Genomic DNA, 10,101 nt, shown 5'->3' on the forward strand with positions numbered 1-10,101 from the left:
AGTATATAGTTTAATCTTTAAAACGCTCCCATTTAATCAACATAAATTTATCTCCTAATTCAGTAATAATCATACCTGCGCCAGAAAGTTGTTCTTTATTTTTTAAAAATTCAACTAGTTCATTATGTTTAAATATCTTATAGGTTGGATGATAATTAGGATGAGGAGGCTTCTTAATTTTGAATTCTTTAACCCAATTACTTATAGACACATGTGAAACACCAATAATGCGTTCAATTTCCCTATAACTTAATCCTTCTAAATATAGCTGTAAAGCCTTGGTAACATAGTAATCGTCAATTTTTTTTCCTAATTTATTTACTGTAAAGTAGTACTTACATTCCTTACATAAATAACGTTGTCTTTCCTTGATAATTCCACTTTTAACAACATGTGAATTTTGGCATTTTGGGCAACTTAAAACATCCATATATATAAATTTTGCATAAATATATTATTTTAGCAAATATATAAAAATAATATTCATAATTTTTATTTTATATATTTTAATTTAGTTAAAAAAAACATTAATTTTATTGAATAATTATTAATTATTTAGCATATTATTCATTTTACATACTTTGTCAATTCAAATAGCTGAGTTTTTATTGATATATATGTAATTTTAATGATTTAGTTAACTAATTATCAAATAAAACCCTTTTTTTTATAAATTTACAACAAAAAATATGAGAAAATTGATTTTTATTGTCATTTTAGTTGCCTTAATATTAAATTTAGTTCTTTTAATCTTAGGTTTAACTTGTGAAAATTCAACTCTATACAAACATAGAATAATCATTGGATTACTCTTTTTGACGCTTAGTAGTTTTTTAAGAGTCTACTATAAAACCATAAAAAAATAAAACACTTTATGATTTTATTATCACAAAGTGTTTTAAAATGACATAAATTTAATTTACTATATATTATCTGGTAAGATTTTACCTGGATTTAAAATATTATTGGGATCAAATAATTCTTTAATCCCTTTTAATAAATTTAATTGCGTACTATTAAAAGCAATGTCCATATAACTTTTTTGGACTAAACCAATACCGTGTTCACCAGATAAAGTTCCTTTTAATTGCACAGTTAATTCAAAAATTTCTCGAATTCCTTTTGGTATTTCATTTCGCCAACAATCATCTGACATATTGCCTTTTATAATATTAACATGTAAATTTCCATCTCCAGCATGACCGTAGCATACTGATTTAAATCCATACTTAGTTCCAATTTCTTTAATTCCCTTTAGGAGTTTTGGCAATTCATATCTTGGAACAACCGTATCTTCTTCTTTATAAACAGAATTCGCTTTAACAGCCTCAGCCACTCCTCTTCTCATTTTCCATAACGCATTTTTTTGATCAATTGAATCAGCGAATAAAACATCGTCAATATCAAATTGTTCTACAACTTCAAGTATTTTTTCAGCTTCTTGCATTAATATTTCTTGATAATTGCCATCAACTTCAATCAATAAATGAGCTTTATGTTCTGGTTTAACTTCCACACTAATTCCATCTACATGTTGTAAAGACCAATCAATAGCATCTCGTTCCATAAACTCTAAAGCACTAGGAGTAATTCCTGCTCTAAAAATAGCTGACACTGCTTCACAAGCTTGTTCAGCTTTAAAAAACGGAACCAATAATAAAATATTATGCTGATTCAATGGCAATAATTTCAAAACAATTTTAGTTATAATTGCTAAAGTTCCTTCACTGCCAACCATTAATTGAGTCAAATTGTAACCAGTTGAATTTTTTAATGTATTGGCTCCTGTCCAAATAATTTCTCCATTAGGTAATACCACTTCTAAATTTAACACATAATCTTTAGTTACCCCATATTTCACAGCTCGGGCACCACCAGAGTTTTCGGCAATATTACCACCTATGAAACAACTACCCATGCTACTTGGATCAACAGGATAAAACAATCCTTGTTCCGCTACTTTTTCTTTTAATACTTGCGTAATTACAGCTGGTTCAGTAATAACTTGCAAATTCATTTCATCAATAGCTAAAATTCGATTGAAACGTTCCATAGAAAGTCCAATTCCGCCATTAATAGCTAATGCCCCACCACTTAATCCTGTTTGTCCACCAATAGGCACTACAGGAATCTTATATTCATTGGCCAGTTTCATTATACCGGCTATTTCTTGTGGGGTTATAGGTTTTACCACAACATGAGGAGGATAAACATAATCCTCTGTCTCGTCATGACCATATTTTTGTAAGACATCAATATCTGTAAAAACAAAAGATGTACCTACTATTTCTTGTAATTTAGTTATTATAGTTATATCCAAAACTTAGTTATTTTAAAATGAAATACCACAGTACTAAGGTAATAAAAGATAATGGAATACCAACACCAACCATCATGCTACTTAATTTAGGTTTTAAACCATAAGTGGAAGCTAATATCGCCCCAGTAATCATAGGTGCCATCGCTGATTCGATAATTGAAACATCAATAACAAAACCAGATCCCCTCAAAGCAACCTTATAAAATAGATAGAAAAATAAAGGTGTTATAATTAACTTAAAAACTAAACCTAAAGTTAAAAATCCCCAATGCTTGCTTCTTTTTTCAATCTTTAATTGTAAACCTACAGCAACTAAAGCTATTGGTGATACCGTGGCAGCTAATCGTTGAAAGACAGATTGCCACTCAATGGAAAAATCTACTTGTAAAAAATTCAAAATTAAAGCTATTACGAAAGTTATAAATGGTGGAAAAAAAGCAATTTTTTTTACCATTTGAACAACTGAAGGTTGTTCTTTGGAAAATAACATAGCTACTAAAACTCCTAAAGTTGATAAGACGACAAAAGAGCCCGGCTGATCAACTATAATTCCTATTTTGATCGCCTCTTTTCCAAACATTGCTTCTAGAACAGGGAAACCAACAAAAGATGTATTTCCTAGCCCTGAAACAATAATTAAACACCCAGTTAAGCGCTTTGACCAATTAAAAAGTCGACTCAAGGTGAAAAAAAACAAAAATGACAATAAAAAACCCAACCAAGCAATCCCCATTGGGTAAAGTAGTGATGTATCAATCTTAATTTTAGGAATATAATACAATGCCATGGCTGGAATAGAAACATATAGCACGAATTGATTTAATGCCACAGGGGTATTTTTTGGAAAATGTTTTACTCTTTGGAAGATAACTCCTAAAATTAAACATAAAAAAAGTAAAATAATATTATCCATACTTAAGGAAAATTCAAACTTGATTAGGCAGCTGATTTAAAAAAATTGTATTTTTACACAAATATATTGCCTTTTGAAACAGAAAAAAAACACATCAGCGTTAAATGAGATTGAGGGCGTAATACAACCTGAAACTATAAGTCCGAAAGCAGCCCAAAATATTCAACAATTTAGAAGAAAAAACATTTCTTCAGAAGAGTTGATTTCCAAAATTTTACTAGGTGACAAAGTAGCTTTAAGTAGAGCTATAACTTTAGTTGAAAGTACCAACCCTATTCATTTAGAAAAAGCAAACGAAGTAATTAACGGATGTCTTCCTTTTGCTAATAAATCTATTCGAATTGGTATTACTGGTGTTCCAGGTGTAGGAAAAAGCACTTTTATTGAGGCTTTTGGTAAATATTTGACTAATTTAGGAAAAAAAGTAGCTGTTTTAGCCATAGATCCTAGTAGTTCTTTAAGTCATGGAAGCATCTTAGGGGATAAAACCAGAATGGAGGAATTGGTTAAAGATGAAAATGCTTATATTCGTCCAAGTGCTTCTGGCGATAGTTTGGGCGGTGTTGCTAGAAAAACAAGAGAAGCTATCATTTTATGTGAAGCTTGTGGTTTTGATACTATTATTATTGAAACAGTTGGTGTTGGTCAAAGTGAGACTGCTGTTCATAGTATGGTTGATTTCTTTTTACTTTTAAAAATTGCTGGAGCAGGCGATGAATTACAAGGCATCAAAAGAGGGATTATGGAAATGGCAGATGTCATAGTTATCAATAAAGCAGATGGAGATAATATAAAAAAGGCTAATTTAGCAAAAGTTGAATTTAACCGCGCTTTACACTTATTTCCTACTAAATCTTCTGGGTGGAATCCAAAGGTAACTACTTGTAGTGCAATAACTAACGAAGGTATTAGTGCCATTTGGGAAATATTAACTGATTACATAGATTTAACAAAGGGCAATGGTTTCTTTCAAGAAAAAAGAGAGGAACAAAATCAATATTGGATGCTTGAAACTATCAATGAATACTTAAAAAATCAATTTTATCATAATCCAACTATAGAAAAAGCATTAATTGATACAAAACAAAAAGTAATCGCTCATCATCTATCTCCTTTTGCAGGAGCAATGGAATTGTTACAATTATATAATTCCCTTTTTATATTAAATAAAGAATGATTTAAATCATATTTAATTTTTAGAATTGTAGTTAGATTTACAATCTAAAAATAAGAAAAAATGAATAAAATTAAAATTCTAGAGCAAATAGTTAAGGAACAGTCTAAAACATTGGCTAACTTGACTGCTTCCATTCAAAAATATAAGTCAGCTTCTGATATGGATGAAGATGACACTCTTGATCCTGAAGATTATTCACACCAAGGAGAAGCTAGAGAAATGAAAATTCGAATGGAACAATTGCTGCTAAAAGAGTCTAAAAATTTAGAGCTAATTGAAAAATGCTTATCTATAGAAAATGAAGAAGTAGCTTTTGGTGCATTACTTGATTTAGATTCGAAATATCTTTTTGTTGGAGTTTCAATTCATCCTTTTTCATTTGAAGGAAAAGAAGTGTATAGTATTTCAACAGAAGCGCCGATTTTTCAACTTATTAAAGGTAAAAAAGTTAATGAATTGATTGAATTAGGTACTAATTCTTACACCATTAAATCTATTAAATAAAGACTAAAAATGAATTTTGAATTCCCAGACATAGTGAGTTAATTTGGGAATTCAAAATTAAAATTCCATTCTAAATCTTGTTTATAAATAAGCGTACCGTCAACAATTCGTAAAGGGCAATCAAAATTATTAGTATACAAACCACCCGTCCCTAGTCCTTGTGGCATCTTGTTATTTAATGTAAAGGTAAATTGGGCAATAGCATTCAATCCGATGTTACTTTCTAATGCTGAAGTAATCCACCATCCTATATTTCGTTCTTCTGCCAATTGAATCCATTCTTTACATCCTTGTATTCCACCAATCAAACTTGGCTTTAAAATAATATATTGAGGTTTTGTAAAATCTAATAATTGGGCTTTTTCGTTATAATCAAAAACTCCTATTAGTTCCTCATCTAGAGCAATTGGGAATGGCGAAAGTTTACACAAATTTGCCATGGTTTTTAATTGTTTTGTTTTAACTGGTTGTTCAATGCTATGTAATTTATATACAGACAATTGAATTAGCTTATCTAAAGCTTCACTTTCATCAAAAGCGCCGTTAGCATCAACTCTAATTTCTATTGTATTTTCATCAAAATGAGAACGAATGAAAGCCAATAAATTTAATTCTTGCTTGAAATCAATTGCTCCAATTTTTAGCTTAATACAAGTAAATCCAGTGGCTAATTTTTCTTCAATTTGTTTTTTCATAAATTGTGGTTCACCCATCCAAACCAATCCATTTATTTTAATTGCCTCATTTCCATTAGTAAAAGTTGAAGGAAATAATAAGAATGGATTTGTACTTTCAAATGAAATAAAAGCCATTTCTATTCCAAATTGAATAGAAGGAAATTCAATTAAAGCTTCGTATAAAGCATTTTTACCTAAATGAATGTTTTCGCAACTCCACCGCAATTTCTCTTCATAATCAGGTCGATCATCAATGGAAAGTGTTCGTAATATTCCACACTCTCCTATTCCTTTTCTTCCATTTCCTTCCAAGACTATAAACCAAGTTTCTTTTTCAGTTAAAACCCCTCTAGAAGTTCCACTTGGTTGTTTGAATTTTAGAATATATTTTTGGTAAGTTGCTTTCATTATATTGATTTCCTAATTCGCTAAAAATTAGTCTAAAATTCTTAAAATCTTTTTGAAATCTTGTATTGGTAAACCTGCTTTTTCAAAACTTTCAAAATCAGATTTTGTAGCTTCAATCCAACTCACATATTCAGAAATATTCTGATTTTTATATTGTTCATGTATCTTTTTAGATTCTGAAATTCGATTGGTAAACAAATATACGTGAGCTAAGTTTAATTGATATCTAATTTCAGACTTATTCAAAGCAATAGCTTTATTAAAGTAAGTCTCAGCTTTAGTATATTGTTTTGTTTTAAGATATAAAGCACCCATTTGAGAATAATCTAAATCAGTAGCTATAGCTTTGTCAAAAACCAATTGCTGGTATTTTTCTATGGCTTCTTTATCTCTGTTATTCATCATCAACAATCTTACATCATTACGTATTTCTTTTAAATAACTGTTAGTTTGTTTAGCTTGTTTAATTGCATCTTCTTTAATTAATTCGATTGCTCTGGTTTTTTCAACAGGAAGCATTTGTTTAAACTCTGAATACTTATACTTAGCTGAAAAACTTTCTATAAATTGAGCTAAAAAAGCATCTGATTTGGGTGATTTTTTATACCAATCCAAACGCTCGCCAATGGCTACTAATTCTTTTTTAGTTTCGGCGTTCCATCCTCTACTCATCTTATAATCTACCCAAGCTACAACTTCAAGAACAATTTTAGTTGATAGTACCCAATTTTTGTTTTCAAATGCAAACCAAATATGAGGAGCATTGTTTAAGCAGCTTGTATTTTTGATTGAAATCACCTTACTATCTTTACTTATAGGTTCTTTAACGCCATAACAAGCTTTATCTATTTTACCATCCTTTAAGAATTGAGTTCCTGCTTTTTCTGAAGTAAAAATACCATAAATACAAGTATCATCACCAGAAACAGCGTTAGTTAAAGTAATTGCTCCAGCAGTTCCCTGGCTTATGCCAGTTGGATCGGGAATGGCTTTTAGTATGGAAGCTAAACTATTAGTAATCTTGCCATTTTCTTCAATTAAACTAATGCGAAAAACGAATTCTGAAGTGCCTTCAGGTAATTCATCTATCTTGATTAAAGTACGATTTCCGGAACTCAATTTAATTTCTTTTGTAAAAGCACGTTCCTTATCCCAATAACCATCTTTTTGTGCAAAAGATGAGGCTGAGATTAATAATAATAAAAGTAATTTCTTCATGTTAAATGTTAAAAACAACCAAATGTAACATCCAATTGCAACTATTCACTTTTTAATTTCAAATTTTATACCAATTATTATAAATCAATGCTTTGACCAATTTCTAACAGCATTAAATCCTTTCCTTTTTCAAAGAATTTTCTTTTGGCTTCTTCATGATTTATTTCTATATATCCAAATGTATCAAAGTGATACCCTAAAACTTTGTCACAAGCAACAAAATCAGAGGCAATAATAGCATCGTCAACATCCATAGTAAAATTACTTCCGATGGGTAAAATAGCTAAATCTAATTTGGTTCGTAAAGGAATTAACTTCATGTCCATTGTTAAAGCTGTATCACCTGCTATATAAATGTTTTTATGTTCTCCTTCAATAACAAATCCACCTGGTTGACCACCATAACTTCCATCAGGGAAAGATGAGGTATGAATGGCATTTACATATTTTACAGTTCCAAATTCAAAATCCCAACTTCCTCCGTGATTCATTGGATGGTAATTAAAACCTTTAGCACCAAAATGAGAGGCAATCTCAAAATTGGAAATAATAACCGCTTCTGTTCGTTTAGCTATAGTTTCTACATCTAAAATATGATCTTGATGTGCATGTGTTAATAAAATATAATCTGCCTGAATAGTAGTTATATCTATATGAGCAGCCTTTGGATTTCCTGAGATAAATGGGTCTACTACTATGTGAACATCATTAACTTGAATACCTAAACAAGCGTGTCCAAAAAAAGTAATTTTCATAGCATGAAATTTTAAAAATTAGAAATATATAAAGTTAACCAAAATAAAACACTTAGAGCAAAAGTACTCAAAGCAACTTTTTTCAATTCAGGTTCAAAATCTGAGTAATGTTGTGCTGTTTTTATTTTTTTTAAGTGAAGTAAAAGAGGTAAGTTAACTATTAAAATGGAAAATAAGGGCACATTCAAAATTATACAGAATATCATGAAAGACAAAGAAGCTACAATTATTATTATTTCATGATATTTTTTAGACCAAAGTAACCCTTTTTTTACAACAAGTGTGTTTTTATTGGCTGATTTATCATTTTCTAAGTCACGCATATTATTTAAATTCAATACAGCTACACTCAATAATCCAATTGAAACTGCTGGTAATACTAATTTCCAATCTAACAATTTGGTGAATAAAAAATTAGACCCCAATACAGAAACTAAACCGAAAAAAATAAAAACAAAAATATCACCAAAACCACTATATCCATAAGCATTTGTACCAACTGTATATTTAATGGCCGACACTATAGAAGCTACTCCTAAAAACAGAAACAATAAGCTATATAAAAAATTTTCTTTCCCAAAAGCTACATAAATTAAACTTACGGCTAATACAAAAGATATTATACCCATTAAAATAACGGCTTGCTTCATCTGGGTCGAAGACACTTCCCCTGAAGCCACTAACCGTTTCTCGCCAACTCTATTTACATCAGTACCTTTTACACCGTCGCCATAATCATTAGCGAAATTAGATAAAACTTGAAAAGCTAAGGTAGTTAAAATTGCTAATGCAAAAATCGTTCTATCAAATTGATGTTGATAATACGCATAAGCACTACCTATTAAAATTCCTGAAACTGAAAGCGGTAAGGTTCTTAAGCGAGCGGCTTGTATCCAATTTTTCATTTAAATCAAATTAAAATTAAAGAGTGATTAAATAATTACTCTTCTAAATAATTCCTTTTTTATGGAATATATTTTTTCTCAAAGTTTGGCTTACGTTTTTCTAAAAAGGCATTTCTACCCTCAATTGCTTCATCACTCATGTAAGCTAATCGTGTAGCTTCACCAGCAAATACTTGTTGTCCTACCATTCCATCATCCGTTAAATTCATTGCAAATTTCAACATTTTGATAGATATTGGTGATTTTTCAAGGATTTCTTGTGCCCATTGGTAAGCAGTTTCTTCTAGTTCATTATGAGGGATTACAGCATTAACCATTCCCATATCAAATGCCTCCTGAGCTGAGTAATTTCTACCTAAGAAGAAAATTTCTCTAGCTTTCTTTTGTCCAACTAATTTGGCTAAATAAGCGGAACCATATCCCCCATCAAAACTTGTTACATCAGCATCTGTTTGTTTAAAAATAGCATGTTCTTTACTCGCTAAAGATAAGTCACAAACCACGTGTAAACTATGTCCACCGCCTACAGCCCAACCATTAACAACGGCTATTACCACTTTTGGTGTAAAACGAATTAGACGTTGTACCTCAAGAATATTTAATCGATGATAACCATCTTCACCTACATATCCTTGATATCCTCTAGCTTTTTGATCTCCACCACTACAAAATGAGTAAATTCCATCCTTTGGGGAAGGGCCTTCAGAAGATAGTAAAATAACACCTATAGAAGTATCCTCATGTGCATCATGAAAAGCGTCTAATAATTCAGCAGTTGTTTTAGGGCGAAAAGCATTTCTAACTTCAGGTCTGTTAAAAGCAATTCTAGCCACACCATTACATTTCTTATATGTAATGTCATCATATTCTTTTACAGTAATCCAATTTATTGTATTCATTTTATATTTTAATAAAAGTGTTAAATATGAACTAGTTATATTATGAACTAAGTTTTTATGTTGAAGTTTGTAAAATTAATTGATTTTTTTGGTATAACTTGCAATAAAATGTCAAAATATGACTTACGAATCAGCTTACAATAAATTTTCTTATTTAATTTTTATTGTACTAAGTTTTCCGTTAGGCGTCTTAATTTATATTTATTTAACTGAACCTGAAGAAAGCAAACCATGTTTAATTTTTGGAGTTTTATTAATGAGCCTTTTTTTATTTTTATTACATGCCTACAAAAATACTAGATATACAATAAATAAAGATTTTCTC

General features: G+C 30.1%; 11 protein-coding genes. 3 read left to right on the top strand and 8 right to left on the bottom strand.

The window, feature by feature from the left end:
* Nucleotides 1-10: 10 nt before the first annotated feature.
* The 3 genes from QZ824_RS08725 to QZ824_RS08735 all read right to left on the bottom strand — a co-directional run bounded on the left by QZ824_RS08725 (nucleotide 11) and on the right by QZ824_RS08735 (nucleotide 3,233).
* Nucleotides 11-430: a hypothetical protein gene (locus QZ824_RS08725; RefSeq protein ID WP_291275635.1), complete on the bottom strand. Its 420-nt coding sequence runs from the start codon at nucleotides 428-430 to the stop codon at nucleotides 11-13.
* A gap of 492 nt (nucleotides 431-922) precedes the next feature.
* On the bottom strand, nucleotides 923-2,320 hold the full coding sequence (locus tag QZ824_RS08730) for an FAD-linked oxidase C-terminal domain-containing protein (RefSeq protein WP_291275636.1): 1,398 nt from the start codon (nucleotides 2,318-2,320) through the stop codon (nucleotides 923-925).
* A gap of 7 nt (nucleotides 2,321-2,327) precedes the next feature.
* Nucleotides 2,328-3,233, bottom strand: coding sequence for an AEC family transporter (locus tag QZ824_RS08735; RefSeq protein ID WP_291275637.1), 906 nt, complete (start codon nucleotides 3,231-3,233; stop codon nucleotides 2,328-2,330).
* A 73-nt stretch (nucleotides 3,234-3,306) separates the two neighbouring features.
* On the opposite strand from QZ824_RS08735, the gene meaB reads away from it, so the two are divergent.
* Both meaB and QZ824_RS08745 read left to right on the top strand, forming a co-directional pair.
* Nucleotides 3,307-4,410: a methylmalonyl Co-A mutase-associated GTPase MeaB gene (gene meaB, locus QZ824_RS08740; RefSeq protein WP_291275638.1), complete on the top strand. Its 1,104-nt coding sequence runs from the start codon at nucleotides 3,307-3,309 to the stop codon at nucleotides 4,408-4,410.
* Between the two features lie 60 nt (nucleotides 4,411-4,470).
* The gene (locus QZ824_RS08745; protein ID WP_291275639.1) at nucleotides 4,471-4,914 is read left to right on the top strand and encodes a hypothetical protein; all 444 of its coding nucleotides are present in this window, start codon (nucleotides 4,471-4,473) and stop codon (nucleotides 4,912-4,914) included.
* 38 nt (nucleotides 4,915-4,952) lie between these two features.
* Here QZ824_RS08745 and QZ824_RS08750 read toward each other — a convergent pair whose 3' ends face one another.
* The 5 genes from QZ824_RS08750 to QZ824_RS08770 all read right to left on the bottom strand — a co-directional run bounded on the left by QZ824_RS08750 (nucleotide 4,953) and on the right by QZ824_RS08770 (nucleotide 9,776).
* Nucleotides 4,953-5,999 (bottom strand): o-succinylbenzoate synthase, encoded by a 1,047-nt coding sequence (locus QZ824_RS08750; protein ID WP_291275640.1) that lies wholly within the window; start codon nucleotides 5,997-5,999, stop codon nucleotides 4,953-4,955.
* A gap of 27 nt (nucleotides 6,000-6,026) precedes the next feature.
* A complete protein-coding gene (locus tag QZ824_RS08755) occupies nucleotides 6,027-7,217 on the bottom strand; it encodes a tetratricopeptide repeat protein (RefSeq protein WP_291275641.1) in 1,191 nt (396 codons plus the stop codon).
* A gap of 77 nt (nucleotides 7,218-7,294) precedes the next feature.
* Complete coding sequence (locus QZ824_RS08760) at nucleotides 7,295-7,972, bottom strand: metal-dependent hydrolase (RefSeq protein ID WP_291275642.1); 678 nt, start codon at nucleotides 7,970-7,972, stop codon at nucleotides 7,295-7,297.
* Nucleotides 7,973-7,983: 11 nt separating this feature from the next.
* The gene (gene menA, locus QZ824_RS08765) at nucleotides 7,984-8,877 is read right to left on the bottom strand and encodes a 1,4-dihydroxy-2-naphthoate octaprenyltransferase (protein ID WP_291275643.1); all 894 of its coding nucleotides are present in this window, start codon (nucleotides 8,875-8,877) and stop codon (nucleotides 7,984-7,986) included.
* Nucleotides 8,878-8,936: 59 nt separating this feature from the next.
* The gene (locus QZ824_RS08770; protein WP_291275644.1) at nucleotides 8,937-9,776 is read right to left on the bottom strand and encodes a 1,4-dihydroxy-2-naphthoyl-CoA synthase; all 840 of its coding nucleotides are present in this window, start codon (nucleotides 9,774-9,776) and stop codon (nucleotides 8,937-8,939) included.
* 118 nt (nucleotides 9,777-9,894) lie between these two features.
* Between QZ824_RS08770 and QZ824_RS08775 the strand changes: the two genes are divergently transcribed.
* Nucleotides 9,895-10,101: hypothetical protein (locus QZ824_RS08775; protein ID WP_291275645.1), on the top strand; the 207-nt coding region annotated here is incomplete at its 3' end.

This window comes from Flavobacterium sp. (genome assembly GCF_021151785.1).
Taxonomy (GTDB): Bacteria; Bacteroidota; Bacteroidia; order Flavobacteriales; family Flavobacteriaceae; genus Flavobacterium.

Coding starts and splice junctions, on each gene's coding strand:
- QZ824_RS08725 (WP_291275635.1), bottom strand. CDS start 430: ATGGATGTTTTAAGTTGCCCAAAATGCCAAAATTCACATGTTGTTAAA.
- QZ824_RS08735 (WP_291275637.1), bottom strand. CDS start 3,233: ATGGATAATATTATTTTACTTTTTTTATGTTTAATTTTAGGAGTTATC.
- QZ824_RS08745 (WP_291275639.1), top strand. CDS start 4,471: ATGAATAAAATTAAAATTCTAGAGCAAATAGTTAAGGAACAGTCTAAA.
- QZ824_RS08750 (WP_291275640.1), bottom strand. CDS start 5,999: ATGAAAGCAACTTACCAAAAATATATTCTAAAATTCAAACAACCAAGT.
- QZ824_RS08755 (WP_291275641.1), bottom strand. CDS start 7,217: ATGAAGAAATTACTTTTATTATTATTAATCTCAGCCTCATCTTTTGCA.
- QZ824_RS08760 (WP_291275642.1), bottom strand. CDS start 7,972: ATGAAAATTACTTTTTTTGGACACGCTTGTTTAGGTATTCAAGTTAAT.
- menA (WP_291275643.1), bottom strand. CDS start 8,877: ATGAAAAATTGGATACAAGCCGCTCGCTTAAGAACCTTACCGCTTTCA.
- QZ824_RS08770 (WP_291275644.1), bottom strand. CDS start 9,776: ATGAATACAATAAATTGGATTACTGTAAAAGAATATGATGACATTACA.